The 16,048-nt window shown below is 62.6% G+C and carries 14 protein-coding genes, 2 tRNA genes and 1 pseudogene; 11 read left to right on the top strand and 6 right to left on the bottom strand.

Translation table 11 applies throughout. The features are described 5' to 3' along the window. Positions 1–18 precede the first annotated feature (18 nt). Positions 19–249, top strand: coding sequence for a DUF1127 domain-containing protein (locus UB48_RS06975; protein ID WP_045195228.1), 231 nt, complete (start codon positions 19–21; stop codon positions 247–249). A gap of 58 nt (positions 250–307) precedes the next feature. Further along, the gene (locus UB48_RS06970) at positions 308–1,549 is read left to right on the top strand and encodes a winged helix-turn-helix domain-containing protein (RefSeq protein ID WP_045195226.1); all 1,242 of its coding nucleotides are present in this window, start codon (positions 308–310) and stop codon (positions 1,547–1,549) included. Here UB48_RS06970 and UB48_RS06965 read toward each other — a convergent pair. After that, a complete protein-coding gene (locus tag UB48_RS06965) occupies positions 1,530–2,876 on the bottom strand; it encodes a class II 3-deoxy-7-phosphoheptulonate synthase (RefSeq protein WP_045195224.1) in 1,347 nt (448 codons plus the stop codon). The two genes, UB48_RS06970 and UB48_RS06965, sit on opposite strands and share 20 nt — an antisense overlap. 130 nt (positions 2,877–3,006) lie before the next feature. Between UB48_RS06965 and UB48_RS06960 the strand changes: the two genes are divergently transcribed. Both UB48_RS06960 and UB48_RS06955 read left to right on the top strand, forming a co-directional pair. Then, the gene (locus UB48_RS06960; protein ID WP_045195222.1) at positions 3,007–3,762 is read left to right on the top strand and encodes a spermidine synthase; all 756 of its coding nucleotides are present in this window, start codon (positions 3,007–3,009) and stop codon (positions 3,760–3,762) included. Positions 3,763–4,083: 321 nt separating this feature from the next. Next, positions 4,084–5,779: pseudogene (locus tag UB48_RS06955) on the top strand (DEAD/DEAH box helicase). A 116-nt stretch (positions 5,780–5,895) separates the two neighbouring features. On the opposite strand, the gene UB48_RS06950 reads toward UB48_RS06955, so the two are convergent. Further along, complete coding sequence (locus UB48_RS06950) at positions 5,896–6,663, bottom strand: class III extradiol ring-cleavage dioxygenase (protein WP_045195219.1); 768 nt, start codon at positions 6,661–6,663, stop codon at positions 5,896–5,898. 104 nt (positions 6,664–6,767) lie between these two features. On the opposite strand from UB48_RS06950, the gene UB48_RS06945 reads away from it, so the two are divergent. After that, the gene (locus tag UB48_RS06945) at positions 6,768–7,418 is read left to right on the top strand and encodes a thiopurine S-methyltransferase (RefSeq protein WP_045195217.1); all 651 of its coding nucleotides are present in this window, start codon (positions 6,768–6,770) and stop codon (positions 7,416–7,418) included. A gap of 47 nt (positions 7,419–7,465) precedes the next feature. Here UB48_RS06945 and htpX read toward each other — a convergent pair whose 3' ends face one another. Continuing rightward, a complete protein-coding gene (gene htpX / locus UB48_RS06940) occupies positions 7,466–8,353 on the bottom strand; it encodes a protease HtpX (protein WP_045195215.1) in 888 nt (295 codons plus the stop codon). A 225-nt stretch (positions 8,354–8,578) separates the two neighbouring features. Beyond that, positions 8,579–9,790 (bottom strand): pyridoxal phosphate-dependent aminotransferase, encoded by a 1,212-nt coding sequence (locus UB48_RS06935; protein ID WP_045195213.1) that lies wholly within the window; start codon positions 9,788–9,790, stop codon positions 8,579–8,581. 167 nt (positions 9,791–9,957) lie between these two features. Here UB48_RS06935 and msrB point away from each other — a divergent pair, with 167 nt between their 5' ends. Next, a complete protein-coding gene (gene msrB / locus UB48_RS06930; RefSeq protein WP_045195211.1) occupies positions 9,958–10,350 on the top strand; it encodes a peptide-methionine (R)-S-oxide reductase MsrB in 393 nt (130 codons plus the stop codon). A 15-nt stretch (positions 10,351–10,365) separates the two neighbouring features. Further along, positions 10,366–10,851, top strand: coding sequence for a glutathione peroxidase (locus UB48_RS06925; RefSeq protein WP_045195209.1), 486 nt, complete (start codon positions 10,366–10,368; stop codon positions 10,849–10,851). On the opposite strand, the gene UB48_RS06920 is transcribed toward UB48_RS06925, so the two are convergent. Then, positions 10,844–13,204: a response regulator gene (locus UB48_RS06920; protein ID WP_082075403.1), complete on the bottom strand. Its 2,361-nt coding sequence runs from the start codon at positions 13,202–13,204 to the stop codon at positions 10,844–10,846. The two genes, UB48_RS06925 and UB48_RS06920, sit on opposite strands and share 8 nt — an antisense overlap. An 82-nt stretch (positions 13,205–13,286) precedes the next feature. Between UB48_RS06920 and UB48_RS06915 the strand changes: the two genes are divergently transcribed. Then, positions 13,287–14,177, top strand: a complete 891-nt coding sequence (locus UB48_RS06915; RefSeq protein ID WP_045195206.1) for an ATP-binding protein — start codon at positions 13,287–13,289, stop codon at positions 14,175–14,177. After that, entirely contained in the window at positions 14,174–14,656 is a 483-nt protein-coding gene (locus UB48_RS06910) for a GAF domain-containing protein (protein WP_045195205.1), read from the top strand. Before UB48_RS06915 ends, UB48_RS06910 begins: the two co-directional genes overlap by 4 nt. A 93-nt stretch (positions 14,657–14,749) precedes the next feature. Here UB48_RS06910 and UB48_RS06905 read toward each other — a convergent pair whose 3' ends face one another. After that, a complete protein-coding gene (locus UB48_RS06905) occupies positions 14,750–15,517 on the bottom strand; it encodes a hypothetical protein (RefSeq protein WP_045195204.1) in 768 nt (255 codons plus the stop codon). 335 nt (positions 15,518–15,852) lie between these two features. Here UB48_RS06905 and UB48_RS06900 point away from each other — a divergent pair. Next, positions 15,853–15,928: transfer RNA gene (locus UB48_RS06900), tRNA-Glu, on the top strand. A gap of 2 nt (positions 15,929–15,930) precedes the next feature. Beyond that, positions 15,931–16,006: transfer RNA gene (locus tag UB48_RS06895), tRNA-Gly, on the top strand. Positions 16,007–16,048: the final 42 nt, after the last annotated feature.

Raw genomic sequence — 16,048 nt, 5'->3', positions numbered from 1 at the left:
CAACAGGAGGGTAAGACGATGAAAGGTCAGAAGTCGCTTGTTCTGCAGTACTCAGCGTCCCGGCACAGTTGGTTTTACTACCTTGGCCAAGGCTTCAGTCAGCAACTGCTGCGCTGGCGCCAACTGCATCGCCAGCGCCGTGAACTGGCGCGCCTGAGCGATGCGGCGCTGGATGATATCGGCCTGAGCCGCGCGGATATCCTGCGCGAGGTGGAGCGCCCGTTCTGGGATGATCCGCTGAAAAAATGAGTCGCGTCATGGAGGTGCCACGACTAGTGTAAGTGGGCTTGTTCACAAGGAGCCGGGCATGCCCACCACACAGTCCCTTACCCTGGCCCAGGCGCGCCGCCTGGCGTTGTCGGCTCAAGGCTTCAACAATCGGCAGGCGAGCCCGTCGCTCGGTGCCGCGCAACTTAGCCGGATGATCGAGCGCCTGGGTGTGGTGCAGATCGATTCGGTCAATGCCCTGGTGCGTTCGCACTACCTTCCGCTGTTTTCCCGTCTTGGCAGTTATCCACAGGCGCTGCTTGATCAGCTGGCCTGGGGGCGCAACCGTCAACGCAAACTCTTCGAATACTGGGGGCATGAGGCCTCGCTGTTGCCGCTGCAGCTGTATCCACTGCTGCGCTGGCGCATGGAGCGTGCACGTCAGGGCCTGGGTATCTATCAACAGCTGGCGCGTTTTGGCCGTGAACAGCAAGCGACCATTGCCCGGGTGCTGGCGGCGGTGACCGAGCAGGGCGCCCTCGGCGCTGGCAGCCTGTCGACCCGCCAGGAGCGCGCCGGGCCCTGGTGGGACTGGAGCGCGGAGAAGCACGCGCTGGAATGGCTGTTTGCCGCGGGGTTGGTCAATGTCGCTGGACGCCGCGGTTTCGAGCGCCTCTACGATCTGCCCGAGCGGGTACTGCCGGCTGCATTGCTTGAGCAACCACCACTGCCGGAGGCCGACGCTCAGCGTGGGCTTTTATTGCATGCCGCACAGGCGCTGGGCGTGGCCACCGAGAAGGACCTGCGCGACTACTTTCGCCTGGCCCCCGGCGACAGCCGCGCACGCCTGGCCGAACTGGTCGAGGAGGGGCAATTGCAAGCCTGTGCGGTACAGGGCTGGACGCAAGCGGCGTATTGCCTGGAGGCGCCAAAGGTGCCGCGCAAAGTGAGCAGCAGCGCCTTGCTTTCACCCTTTGACTCGCTGGTCTGGGCGCGTGAGCGCACCGAGCGGCTGTTTGACTTTCGTTACCGCCTGGAGATCTACACGCCGGCGCCCAAGCGCGTGTACGGCTATTACGTGTTGCCGTTTTTGCACAACGAACGCATTGCCGCGCGGGTCGACCTGCGCGCCGAGCGTGCCAATGACTGCCTGGCAATCCACGCGGTGCACGAAGAGCAGCCGGGGCTGGATGACGCGGGCATGCAGGCCCTGGCCGACAACCTGCAGCGCATGGCCAGTTGGCTGGGCCTGGCCGAGGTGCAGTTGCACTGCCCGCGCGCCAGCGCCGCACGCTTGCGCGTGGCGCTGGCCGCTGGCCGCGTTAGCGACGCACTTGCTTGAGGGTTTCGGCGATCAGGAACGCCAGCTCCAGCGACTGATCGGCATTCATTCGCGGGTCGCAATGGGTGTGGTAGCGGTCGCAGAGGGCGTCTTCGGTGATGGGGCGTGCGCCGCCGATGCATTCGGTGACGTTCTGCCCGGTCATCTCGATATGGATACCACCGGCATGGCTGCCTTCGGCCTGGTGCACCTGGAAGAACTGCTTGACCTCGCTGAGGATCTGGGCGAAATCGCGGGTCTTGTAGCCGCTGCTGGCCTTGATGGTGTTGCCGTGCATCGGGTCGGAACTCCACAGCACCTGGCGGCCTTCGCGCTCGACGCTGCGGATCAGCGCCGGCAGGTGTTCGCCGACCTTGTCGGCGCCCATGCGCACGATCAGGTTGAGGCGGCCGGGGTCGTTGCTGGGGTTGAGCACGTCGATCAGGCGGATCAGCTCTTCGGTGTTCATGCTTGGCCCGACCTTGACCCCGATCGGGTTGTTCACCCCGCGCAGGAACTCGACGTGGGCGCCATCGAGCTGACGGGTGCGATCGCCGATCCAGAGCATGTGCGCCGAGCAGTCATAGTAGTCGTTGGTCAGGCTGTCGCGGCGTACAAAGGCCTCTTCGTAGTTCAGCAGCAGCGCTTCGTGGGCGGTGAAGAAGCTGGTTTCTCGCAGCTGTGGCGAGCTGTCCAGGCCGCAGGCGCGCATGAATGCCAGGGTTTCGTCGATGCGGTCGGCCAGCTGGCTGTATTTTTCTGCCAGCGCCGAGTTGGCGATGAAGTCCAGGTTCCACTTGTGCACCTGGTGCAGGTCGGCAAAGCCGCCCTGGGCAAAGGCGCGCAGCAGGTTGAGGCTGGCGGTGGACTGGTGGTAGGCCTGCAGCAGGCGCTCCGGGTCGGGGATCCGGCTTTTTTCGTCGAAACCGATGCCGTTGACGATGTCGCCACGGTAGGCCGGCAGGGTGACGCCGCCAATGGTCTCGTCGCCCGCCGAGCGCGGCTTGGCGAATTGCCCGGCCATGCGCCCGATCTTGACCACCGGGCAGCCGGCGGCGAAGGTCATGACAATGGCCATTTGCAACAGGACCTTGAAGGTGTCGCGAATCTTGGCTGCGGAAAACTCGGCGAAGCTTTCGGCGCAATCACCGCCCTGGAGCAGGAAGGCCCGGCCCTGGGTGACTTCGGCAAACTGGCGGCGCAGCTCCCGCGCTTCACCGGCGAACACCAGCGGCGGATAGCTGGCCAGGGTCTGCTCGACCTTGAGCAGATGGGCGGCATCGGGGTAGCTTGGTTGCTGCTGGATCGGCAGGGCGCGCCAGCTGTCAGGACTCCAGGGGTGGTTCATTGCGGGCTCGATCTGGTCGGAAAGGGGCTGTCTGCCATGTTAACAGGTGGCGCATGCCTTGTTGCACTGGCGCTATTGACAGACAATGGCGGTTTTTTGCGCGATACGGCGGCGTCTGCCGGGAGACAGCATGACAGTGGAACGGGTAGAGCGACTGCTGGCCCAGGTGCAGGACCAGTACGGCACCATCAGCGTGCTGGAAGTCGACGACTATCGCTTTCTCGAATTTGGCGAGGCGATCGAGCAGAGTTGCGTGTTCACCGCCGACCCGAGCTGGCTGGAGTACGACTACACCCGTGCCATGCTGATCGGCGCGCTGGCTCACGCCGAGCCCGAGAGCGCGTTGTTCCTGGGGCTCGGTGCCGGCACCCTGACCCAGGCCTGCCTGAAGTTCCTGCCGCTGGAAGACGTCGAAGCCATCGAGTTGCGCCCGGATGTACCGCGCCTGGCCATCGAGTACATGGGCCTGGATGACGACCCGCGCCTGTACATTCGTATCGGCGATGCCATGGAGCTGCTGGAGACGGCCGAATCCGCCGACCTGATCTTCGTCGACCTCTACACCGACCACGGCCCGGGTGTCGCCCACCTGGCCTGGAGCTTTCTGGAAAACTGCCAGAAGCGCCTGAACCCCGGCGGCTGGCTGGTGATCAACCAGTGGGCCAGCGACGACGGCAAGCCGTTGGGTGCGGCGCTGCTGCGCGGCCTTTATCATCGCCACTATTGGGAATTGCCGGTCAAGGAGGGCAATGTGATCCTCATGGTCCCGGCTGACCTCGACCAGCAGCTCGATCTGCCGGGCCTGACCGCGCGGGCCGAGGCGCTGGCGCCGCAACTGGGCTACTCGTTGCAACCGCTGATCGGTGCGATTCGCCCGGCGTCCTGAGGCGCGTCACTGTGTCACTGGCGGAAAATCGATTCAGCCGCCAGTGTCGTCCACTTTCCGGGCCCGCCGTTACGTGGCCTGGCGCTGGCGTGTTTCATGAAAAAAATCTCCCGTGAATGGCGAATTCAGGTATAGTACGCGCCGGTCTTTCACCGGACCTCGTTTAAGGTGTGCAATTCCCCGAAGCCAGCTTCGGCTGCGCGTCCGCACTGCGGACTCTCCTTGACGTTCCTTTTTTTCTTCAATCGTTTTCGCAAATCCCCGCCGACAAAGCTGCCAGGGTGACCTTCGGGTCTTACAAGGCATGTGCAGCTTTGGAGCATGGGTCTTTGCGGATGCACTTAGAGGCAGACCCATGACCCAGGAAACCGGCGGCTTCGCCGCTCTCGAACTTCATCCGAGCATTGTTGCTGCAGTGCTGGCTACCGGCTACGAAGAGCCGTCCGCCATTCAGCAGCAATCGATCCCGATTATTCTCGCTGGTCACGACATGATCGGTCAGGCGCAGACCGGCACCGGTAAAACCGCTGCCTTCGCTCTGCCAATCCTGCACCGCATCGACCCGAGCAAGCGCGAGCCGCAAGCCCTGATCCTGGCGCCAACCCGTGAGTTGGCGCTGCAAGTAGCCACCGCTTTTGAAACCTACGCCAAGCAAATGCCGGGCGTAACCGTGGTGGCCGTATACGGTGGTGCCCCGATGGGCCCACAACTGAAAGCTATCCGTAACGGCGCACAAATCGTCGTTGCTACCCCGGGCCGTCTGTGCGACCACCTGCGTCGCGACGAGAAAGTCCTGGCAACCGTCAACCACCTGGTGCTCGACGAAGCCGACGAAATGCTCAAGCTGGGCTTCATGGATGACCTCGAAGTGATCTTCAAGGCCATGCCGGAAAGCCGTCAGACCGTACTGTTCTCGGCCACCCTGCCTGCATCCATCCGTGCCATCGCCGAGCGCCACCTGCGCGAGCCGAAGCACGTCAAGATCCAGAGCAAGACCCAGACCGTTACCGCTATCGAACAAGCCCACCTGATGGTCCACGCCGACCAGAAGGTTTCTGCTGTCCTGCGTTTGCTGGAAGTGGAAGAGTTCGACGCGCTGATCGCCTTCGTGCGTACCAAGCAAGCCACCCTGGACCTGGCCAGCGCCCTCGAAGCCAAAGGCTACAAAGCCGCTGCGCTGAACGGTGACATTGCCCAGAACCAGCGTGAGCGCGTCATCGACTCGCTCAAAGATGGCCGCCTGGACATCGTCGTCGCTACCGACGTCGCTGCCCGTGGTCTGGACGTACCGCGCATCACTCACGTGTTCAACGTCGACATGCCGTACGACCCGGAGTCCTACGTTCACCGTATCGGCCGTACCGGCCGTGCCGGTCGCGAAGGCCGTGCGCTGCTGCTGGTTACCCCGCGCGAGCGTCGCATGCTGCAGGTGATCGAGCGTGTTACCGGTCAGAAGGTTGCTGAAGTTCGCCTGCCGAACGCCCAGGCCGTTCTCGATGCCCGCATCAAGAAGCTGACCAACAGCCTGGCGCCGCTGGTTGCTGACGCCGAGTCGACCCACGGTGATCTGCTTGATCGCCTGACCGCCGACATCGGTTGCAGCCCGCGTGCCCTGGCCGCTGCCCTGCTGCGCAAGGCTACCAACGGTCAGGCCCTGACCCTGGAAGCGGTCGAGAAAGAGCAGCCGCTGGTTCCGACCTACACCCCGCGTGAGCGCACTGGCGATCGTCCAGAGCGTGGCGAGCGTGAGCGTCGTGCACCCATGCCGCTGGGCGAAGGTCGTGCGCGTTGCCGTACCGCGCTGGGCGCGCGTGACGGTATCGCCGCCAAGAACCTGCTGGGCGCGATCCTCAACGAAGGCGGCCTGGCCCGCGAAGCGATCGGCCGCATCCAGGTGCGCGACAGCTTCAGCCTGGTCGAGCTGCCGGAGGAAGGTCTGGAGCGTCTGCTGACCAAGCTCAAGGACACTCGTGTTGCCGGCAAGCAGCTGAAGCTGCGCCGCTACCGCGAAGACTGATCCGCGAGCGATAAAAAAATCCCCGACTGGTTCGGGGATTTTTTTTGGCCTATGCACACTGGCCCTGTGGGAGCCGGGCTTGCCGGCGATCGAGCGCGAAGCGGTCGCAATGCTGATCAGTCGAATCGGTAAATATCCATCCCCAGCGCCCCCAGCGTAAACCCCTGATGGGCAATCCCGAATCGCCCGCCCGCACCCCGGGCGAAATACAGCGGCAACAGGTGCTCATCACTGGGATGATTGCGCACGGCAAACGGCGCCTGCTGGCGGTAGTCGTGCAAGGCGGGGGTGTCATCGGCTGCCAGCTTGTCGATTATCCAGTCGCGAAACGCCAGGGCCCAGGGCTCGACGCTTTCGGGTCCAGCCTGCCAGTCGAGCTCGCGCAGGTTGTGGGTAATGCTCCCCGAGCCAATCAGCAGGATGTTGTCCTCGCGCAATTGCGCCAGCGCCTTGCCCACCTGCTCCTGCAGCTGCGGGCCCATCTGACTTGGCAGAGACACCTGTACTACGGGGATGTCGGCTGCCGGGTACATCAGCGACAGCGGCACCCACACGCCATGATCAAACGGGCGCTTGGGGTCGAGGCGCGCGGCTAGCCCGGCATCGCCCAGCAGGCCGATCAAGCGCTTGGCCAGTGCCGGCTCGCCAGGAGCGGGATACTGCACGGCATACAGGGCGGCAGGAAAGCCACCGAAGTCATGCCAGGTTTCTGGTTGCGGGTGGCTGCTGACCCACAGCTCACGGCTCTCCCAGTGCGCCGAGACCACCACGATGGCTTTGGGTCGCGGTAGCTCTGCGGCCAGGCGCGTCAGGGCCGGGCCGCTGGCACCGGGCTCGAGGGCGAGCATGGGCGAGCCGTGAGAAATAAACAGGCTGGGCAGCATGGAGAGGGTCCTGGCGGTTAAGATGGGCCCATCTTCCGGCAGATCATTGATCTGATTCCAATATAAGTTTTCGCATAATCTGATCGAATAATTCGAGGTATGCCATGCAGGCAGAGTTCTGGCACAAGCGTTGGGCAGATAACCAGATCGGCTTTCACCAGCGCCAGGTCAACGGCGACCTGCAACAGTACTGGCCCAGCCTGGGCCTGGCGCCCGGCAGCAAGGTGCTGGTGCCGTTGTGTGGCAAAAGCCTCGACCTGGCCTGGCTGGCCGGGCAGGGCCATCAGGTGCTCGGCATCGAGCTGTCCCAGCGGGCGGTGGAGGATTTCTTCAACGAACAGCGGTTGACGCCCGAAGTCGGCCAGCGGGGCGCGTTCAAGACCTATCGCAGTGGCAACCTGCAGCTGTGGTGTGGTGATTTCTTCGCCCTGAGCGCCGAGGATATCGCCGACTGCACCGCGCTGTATGACCGGGCCGCAGTGATTGCCTTGCCGCCTGCGTTGCGCCAGCGCTATGCCGCGCTGCTCAGTGGCTATCTGGCGTCCGGGTGCCGGGGGCTGTTGATCACCATGGATTACGACCAGGCCCTGCTGCCGGGCCCGCCCTTTGCGGTGGTTGATGCCCAGGTGCGGCAACTGTTCGCTGACTGGCAGCCGCATGAGCTTGAGGCGCGGGATATTCTCGCCGAGAGCCCGAAGTTCGTTCAGGCCGGGGTGCCGATGCTATTTGAGCGGGTGTACCGCCTGCAGCGCTGAAATGCAAAAGGGCGACCGAAGTCGCCCTTTTTTATTGCTGCTACCGATCAGCCGCGACGGCGCAGGGCTTCAATGCGCTCTTCCAGCGGCGGGTGGCTCATCAGCAGGCCGGCCAGGCCCTGCTTGAGGCCGCCGTTGATGCCGAAGGCGTTGAGGGTGTCGGGCATGTGCACCGGCACACCTTGTTCCGAGCGCAGGCGCTGCAGGGCGCCGATCATCGCGTTGGTGCCGGCCAGGCGGGCGCCGGCTTCGTCGGCGCGGAACTCGCGTTTGCGCGAGAACCACATGACGATGATGCTGGCCAGGATGCCCAGTACCAGTTCGGCGACGATGGTCGCGATGTAGTAGGCGATACCCTGGCCTTCTTCGTTCTTGAAGATCACCTTGTCGACGAAGTTGCCGATGATGCGGGCAAAGAACATCACGAAGGTGTTGACCACGCCTTGCACCAGGGCAAGGGTGACCATGTCGCCGTTGGCCACGTGGCCGATCTCGTGAGCCAGTACGGCGCGCACTTCATCGGGCGAGAAGCGCTCGAGCAGGCCCTGGCTGACCGCTACCAGGGCGTCGTTGCGGTTCCAGCCGGTGGCGAAGGCATTGGCCTCGTAGGCCGGAAAGATACCCACTTCGGGCATCTTGATGCCGGCTTCGCGGGACAGTTCCTCGACGGTCTGCAGCAGCCATTGTTCGTGGCGGGTGCGCGGTTGGCTGATGATCTGGGTGCCGGTGCTCATCTTCGCCATCCACTTGGAGATGAACAGCGAGATCAGCGAGCCGGCAAAACCGAACACCGCGCAGAAAATCAGCAGCTGGTCGAGTTTGAGGTCAACCCCGTTGGCCGCCATGAACCCGTTGAAGCCAAACAGGCTCAGGGTAATGCTGGCAATCAGCACAACCGCGAGGTTGGTGGCCACAAACAGTAAGATGCGCATCATGGTTGTTACGTTCTCCTGACGGATAAAAGTGTCACGTATGCGGGGTATATAAGGTGCGCGCTGCAGTGATTCAACCGGGCGACTATTTCAAACTGTGTACTTGCCTTTATTACAGACGAATTCCAGCAACCCGCACGCCAGAGCGGCGGGTGATGTAAGGGCTGAATGCTGGGTCTGTAAGGTCTGCGCCGAGGGCGGCGCAGACGTTTCCATATGCGCAGTAGGTTACTGCTGATATGTCTTCAGGAAGTTTCCGATCCGGCCAATGGCCTGCTCGAGGTCGTCGACCCGTGGCAGGGTCACGACGCGGAAGTGATCCGGCCACGGCCAGTTGAAGGCAGTCCCCTGGACGATCAGCAGCTTTTCCGACAGCAGCAGGTCGAGGACGAATTTCTCGTCGTTGTGGATCGGGCAGACTTTCGGGTCGATGCGCGGGAACGCATACAGCGCGCCCATCGGCTTGACGCAGCTGACCCCGGGGATGCTGTTGAGCAGCTCCCAGGTGCGGTTGCGCTGCTCAAGCAGGCGGCCTTGTGGCAGTACCAGGTCGTTGATGCTCTGGTAGCCGCCCAGGGCGGTCTGGATCGCGTGCTGGCTCGGCACGTTGGCACACAGGCGCATGTTGGCCAGCATGTCGATGCCTTCGATGTAGCTCATGGCGTGATGCTTGGGCCCGGAGATGGCCAGCCAGCCGGAGCGGAAGCCCGCCACCCGGTAGGACTTGGACAGGCCGTTGAAGGTCAGGCAGAGCAGGTCCGGGGCCAGCGAGGCGGTGCTGATGTGCACGGCTTCGTCATAGAGGATCTTGTCGTAGATCTCGTCGGAGAACACCACCAGGTTGCGCTGGCGGGCCAGCTCGAGCATGCCCAGCAGCAGTTCGCGCGAGTACACCGCGCCGGTCGGGTTGTTCGGGTTGATGATCACCAGGGCCTTGGTGTTGGAGGTGATCTTGGCCTTGATGTCGTCCAGGTCCGGGAACCAGTCGGCCTGCTCGTCGCACAGGTAGTGCACCGGGTTGCCGCCGGCCAGGCTCACCGCGGCGGTCCACAGCGGGTAGTCCGGGGCCGGAATCAGCACTTCGTCGCCATTGTTGAGCAGCGCCTGCATCGACATCACGATCAGCTCGGAGACGCCGTTGCCCAGGTAGATGTCTTCGATACCGACACCTTCGACCTGTTTTTGCTGGTAGTACTGCATCACCGCCTTGCGTGCGCTGAACAGGCCCTTGGAGTCGCTGTAGCCCTGGGCGGTCGGCAGGTTGCGGATCACATCCTGGAGGATCTCGTCCGGCGCCTCGAAACCAAAGGGCGCCGGGTTGCCGATGTTCAGCTTGAGGATGCGATGGCCTTCCTCTTCCAGGCGTTTGGCGTGCTTGAGCACCGGGCCGCGAATGTCATAGCAGACATTGGCGAGCTTGTTCGATTTGCTGACCTGCATGATGTGATCCCGATTAGAAAAGATCGCCGCGCATTGCGCTGTGAAAACGTTTGAAATGCGTATGACGCGGGTGCCAGACTGATGTCTGATGAGGCGCAATAATATACGTGCCGCCCGCCCTGTGGAAAAGCCATGGCGCGGGGTTTTTGGACAGATGAGGCCTGATGATGGAAAAACTCGCGAAAACCCTTGAAGAATGGCGCGCCATGCTCGACCCCGAGCAGTACAACGTGTGCCGCCTGAAGGGCACCGAGCGGCCGTTCAGCGGCAAATACAACGGCACCAAGACCGACGGCGTCTACCATTGCATCTGCTGCAACGAGCCGCTGTTCGATTCGAGCAGCAAATTTGATTCCGGGTGCGGCTGGCCTAGCTTCTATGAGCCGATTGCCGACAGCGCGATGATCGAAATTCGCGATACCTCCCACGGCATGATTCGTACCGAAGTCACCTGCGCCAAGTGCGACGCCCACCTGGGCCACGTATTTCCCGACGGTCCGCCGCCGACCGGGCTACGCTACTGCATCAACTCGGTCTGCCTGGACCTGGTGCCACGCTGACAAAGGAGCAAGGTCATGGCCGACGCAATGCTGAAGATTCCCTGCATTACCCTGACCGGTGAGCAAAAAGCCCTGGCCGATTACCCGGCCAAGGCAGTACTGGTGGTCAACACCGCCAGCCAGTGCGGATTTACCCCGCAATACAAGGGCCTGGAGCAGCTCTGGCAACGTTACCGCGAGCAGGGGCTGGTGGTGCTGGGCTTTCCCTGCAACCAGTTCGGCAAGCAGGAGCCGGGCGATGCGAGCGAGATTGCGCAGTTCTGCGAGCTCAAGTTTGGGGTCAGCTTCCCGTTGTTTCGCAAAATCGAAGTCAACGGCGCCGGAGCCCATCCGCTGTTTATCGAGCTGAAAAAGCGCGCCCCAGGGCTGTTCGGCTCCGAAGGCATCAAGTGGAACTTCACCAAGTTCCTGCTCGATCCGGCCACCGGCAAGGTCACCCGCTATGCTCCGAGCACCAAGCCGGACGCCTTGGCCGGTTCGATCGAGAAACTGCTCAGGTAGCCGTCAACGGCACCCAGTGATCGATCAGCGCCAGCAATTCCTCGCGGCGAAACGGCTTGGCTAGGTAGTCGCTCATCCCCGCAGCCCGGCAGCGCTCGCGCTCTTCGGGCATGGCGTTGGCGGTCAGGGCGACGATCGGCAGGTCTGGCCAGCGCCCGCTCTGGCGGATCCGCCGGCTGGCCTCATAGCCGTCCATCACCGGCATGTTGCAGTCCATCAGCACCAGGTCGAAGGGTGACTGCTCCAGCTGTTCGAGGGCGTCGGCGCCATGGGCGGCGACGCTGACCTCACAGCCGAGCTTGGCCAGCATACCCTTGGCCACCAACTGGTTCACCGGGTTGTCCTCGACCAGCAGGATGCGTGCACGGCGTTCGCTGTGCGAGGCGCCGCCAAGCGGTGACTGGTTGATGTGGTCGGCGCCGTGCAGGGTGCGCCGCAGTGTCTGATACAGGGCGTTGCGGGCCAGCGGTCGGGCCTGCTGCTGCAAGGGCGCCAGGTGCGCGGCCTGTTCGCCGGGCAGGAAATTGCCATAGGCGGTAACCAGCAGGATTGGCGCACTGACCTGCGGACGCAAACTGAACAGGCAATCCAGGTCGTCGGTGATCAGCAGGTCCGGGTTCGCGTCCTTGAGTTGCTCTGGCGTGTCGTAGCGCTGGTAGTCCAGGCCCCAGCCGGGCAGCAGTGTCTGCAGCAGTTCGGCCAGGCCGCTGCTGGCATTGCTGATGGCCGCAACGCTGCCATGCAAAGGTTGCGCGGGCACCGCCGCGGTATGGCTGGGCAATGGCAGCTCGGCGCTGAACTGGCTGCCGAAGCCGGCTTCGGAACTGATGCTCAGGCGCCCTTGCATGGCTTCGCAGAGGTTATTGGTCAGCGCCAGGCCCAGGCCGGTACCGCCGTATTGGCGGGTGATACCGGCGCCGGCCTGGGTGAAGGGCTGAAAGATCCGTACCTGGGCTTCGCTGGGGATGCCGATGCCGGTGTCGCAGACATCCAGGCGAACGCCGCCGGCGTAGCTGCAAAGGCGCACATCGACACGGCCAAAGCGAGTGAACTTCAAGGCGTTGGACAGCAGGTTGCTGACAATCTGCCGTACCCGTGTCGGGTCGCCGAGCACCATCGAGGGAAACTGCGGGTCGATCAGGCAGGTCAGCTCGACACTGGGCGCGGCGTTCTGCGACAGCAGGTTGGCGGTGTCTTCGACCAGCGCGCCGAGGTCGAAGGGAATGCGTTCAAGCTCCAGTTGCCCGGCATCGAACTTGGACAGGTCGAGAATATCGTTGAGCAGCTCGACCAGAACCTTGCCCGAGTCGTGGGCAATCGACAGCTGCTGGCGCTGCTCGGCATTGAGCGGGCTGTCCAGTGACAGCGCGATCATCCCCAGCAGGCCATTGAGCGGGGTGCGAATCTCGTGGCTCATGTTGGCCAGAAAGGCCGCGCGTGCCTGGGCCATGTCCAGGGCGCGGCGCCGGGCGTCTTCGAGTTCTTCGTTGGACTGGCTGAGGCGAGTGTTGCTGGCCTTGAGCTCGTTGGTGCGCGCCGAGACGATGTTCTCCAGCTCGTTGAGGTAGTCGGTCAGGCGGTTTTCGGCGTTGCGCCGCTGCTGGATCTCGGTGGCCATGCTGACGAACTGCTGGTTGGCGACCTTGACCAGCACGCCGATTTCGTCCTGCTCGTGGCCGGGTGGAAACGACAGTTTGGACTGCGCCGGGTTGCGCGAATCACTGTTGCTCAGGGCGCTGATCACCCGCACCAGCGGCTGGGTCAGCATTATGTAGAACAGGCCGAGAAGAATCCCGGTCAGGACCAGGCTGCGCACAAAGCCATTGAGCAGGGTGACTTCGGCGCGCTTGAGAAAGCGGCTGCCAAAGGCAAAGGTATCGACGTCCAGGTACAGGGTGCCGAGGTATTCGTCGGGCATATGGCTGAGAAACAGCTGGTCGCGAAACTGGCGCGATTCGCCGAAGAGGAAATCGCTGATCAGCCGGTAGCTGCTTTCCTGGCGTGGGCGCTGAACATCGGCGAGGACGGTGTCGTTGTTGTCGATCAGCCAGGCGCGGGTGATCGCCGGCGATTGCAGCAGGCCGCGGGTCAGTTCCTGGGCCAGTTCGGCATCGATGTTATAGGCGATGCGCGAAGCCGGGTTATGGCTGATTTGCAGCAGCGCCTGCATCTCGCGGTTGATGGAGGCGTCTTCACTGGCATAATCGATACCGATCTGGATGAGACTGAGCAATGTACCCAGGATGAAGCCGACCAGGACCGTCAGCCGGGCTTGCTTGTAGGACAGGCGATTGGTGAACTTGATATCCATGAGTCCCGAGCCAGTTTCACGTTCCGTGCGCTGCGCAAGCATAGCCGATCAGTCCCGGCTGCTGGCACGCCCTGTCACACATTCAGCTGTGCTTTTGTCCTTGCATCTGTCTTGAGGAATTCTTGTGGACTCACGTTTGAATGCTTTTCTGGAGCGCGCCGAAACCGTACTTGCGCGCCTTGAGCCCCTGTTGCCGGCGCCACGCCCGAGCATCGACTGGTCGCAATGCCTGGCTGCGCGCTGGCAGCGCGATGGCCGTAGCGGCTACCTGCTGCCGCTGCAGGTCAGCCTCGACATGCGCCTGTCCGACCTGATCGGCGTCGACCAGCAGCGCGAGCAACTGGGGCGCAACACCCGCCAGTTTCTCGATGGCATGCCGGCCAACCACGCACTGCTGTGGGGCTCGCGCGGTACCGGCAAGTCGTCGCTGGTGCGCGCACTGCTGGCCGAGCATGCCGAAGCCGGCCTGCGCCTGATCGAAATCGAGCGTGATCACCTGGCCGACCTGCCGCGGGTGGTCGAGCAACTGCAGAAACTGCCGCAACGCTTCGTGTTGTTTTGCGATGACCTCTCGTTCGAAGCCGGGGAGGGCGACTACCGGGTGCTCAAGAGCGTACTCGATGGCTCGCTCGAACAGGCGCCGGATAACGTGCTGCTGTATGCCACCTCGAACCGCCGCCACCTGGTGCCGGAAAAACAGAGCGACAACGAAAACTGGAAGATGGTTGACGGCGAGCTGCATCCCAACGAAGCGGTGGAGGACAAAATTGCCCTGTCTGACCGCTTCGGCCTGTGGCTGTCGTTCTACCCCTTCACCCAGGAGCATTTCCTCAACGTGGTCGAGCACTGGATCACCCAGCTGGCGCAGAGCGCTGGCCTGGCCTGGCGCCGCGACGAGGAACTGGACATTCTCGCCGTGCGCTGGGCAACCGGTCGCGGCAACCGTAACGGCCGTTGTGCCTACCAGTTCGCCCGTTATTGGGTGGGACTGAAACTGTTGGAGCAAAAATCATGATCGACCTCAACGCTACCGGCGCCGGCCTCGAAGGCTACGGTCTGCTGGCGGCACAACTGGAAGCCCTGCTGGCCGATGAGCGTGACTTCATCGCCAACGCCGCGCAGTTTTCGGCGTTTCTCTACAGTCAGGTCGAAGACCTGAACTGGGCCGGCTTCTACCTCAACCGCAACGAGCAACTGCTGCTGGGGCCATTCCAGGGGCAGGTGGCCTGCGTGCGCATCCCGTTCGGGCGTGGTGTGTGCGGCGCGGCTGCGGCCAGCCGGGAAACCCAGCGGGTGGAAGATGTGCACGCGTTTCCCGGGCACATTGCCTGCGACAGTGCATCGAACAGCGAGCTGGTGATTCCGCTGGTAAAGGATGGCCGGTTGATTGGCGTGCTGGACCTCGACAGCCCTAAGCTTGCACGTTTCAGTGAAGTGGATCAGGCGGGGCTGGAGCGTTTGGCGGGGGTTTTCCTGCGACTGACCGATTGCTGACGAGCGCTTTGCGCTCGATCGCTGGCAAGGCCAGCTCCCATGTACACCAACCTTGTGGGAGCCGGCCTTGCTGGCGATCGGGTCAACCAGAACTCAGTCGTAGATGACTTTCTTCTTCCAGTCTTCGGTGGTGTCGGTCTTCAGGCCTTCGGTCAGGGCGTTGGTTTCGTCCTCGGCCGGTTCCAGTTGGCTCAGCACCTGGGCATTGGCGCGGGCCAGCAGCTTCTCCATGTATTCCAGTTGTTCGCGGTAAATCACCGGGTCAGGCTGCTTGCGCAGGTATTGCACGCCACGCTCGAAGGCCAGGCGCGCGTGCCCGGGCTGGTTCTGTTGCAGCGCCTGCTGGCCGAGGTTGTTGAAGAACTCGATGTGCAGCAGCACCAGGATGTGGCGAATTTCCTTGACCCAGTACTTGGCCTCGTTGGTCGGCAGGAAGCCTTCCTGGGCGGCGCGGGTGATCTGGTTGTGCATGCCTTCCAGCAAAAAACGCACATCCTTGGCCCGGGCTTCGGTCTGGATCGGCATCGGCGGGTTGTTCACCGGCAGTGCTTCACCTTTGGCAATCAGCCCTTCGAGTTCGGCGATCCGTGCGCGAATATCGCGGCTGTGCTTGTCCAGGGCCAACTGGCGCTGGTTGAGGTTGAGTTCCAGGCGGGTCAACAGCAACTTGAGGGCCGGGGTCATCAACTGGCCAGGAAAGGTTTCGGTGATTTCGCCACAACGGCGCAAACGTTCGGCCAGCTCGATCTTCAGCCGGGCACGCTCGAGCTTGTTGTTCTCGACCACGTTGTTCAGGTAGCCGATCACGATCAATAACGCGATCCCCGCTACTATAAGCAGGGTGATCAGAAGTGGTGTCACCGTTAACGCCTCATACAGGATGATTTACTGTTTGAGTGTAGTGGCTAAGCTTTTAGCCGGATAGAGCTGTTTGGCGGTTGCCCGGGGGCGATTGATGGCCTTTTGCTGGTAGATCGCCGTGGCTGCTGGGCCGAAGGCGGGTAGGGCGTCAGAAAATAATCGTCAAGCCTCAGGCGCGCGTTGCCCTGGCGCAAGGCTGCAAAGCGCCGGGAAGTCATTGATTTAAATAAATTTATACAGAGGGGTTGACGGCTTATCAAAGCATCCCTAGAATGCGCGCCACTTGCAGCGTAAAGCACACAGCGGAACGCGGCAGGGAGTGAATGTTGTAGCGTGTCCCCTTCGTCTAGTGGCCTAGGACACCGCCCTTTCACGGCGGTAACAGGGGTTCGAGTCCCCTAGGGGACGCCAATGCGGGAATAGCTCAGTTGGTAGAGCACGACCTTGCCAAGGTCGGGGTCGCGAGTTCGAGTCTCGTTTCCCGCTCCAGTTTACAAAGGCTTTGCTTAACGGCAGGGCTTGTAAAAACCC

Source organism: Pseudomonas sp. 2(2015) (assembly GCF_000955865.1).
Classification (GTDB): Bacteria; Pseudomonadota; Gammaproteobacteria; order Pseudomonadales; family Pseudomonadaceae; genus Aquipseudomonas.
Note: the sequence above shows the minus strand (reverse complement) of the source record. Positions and strands in the feature narration are given on the sequence as shown.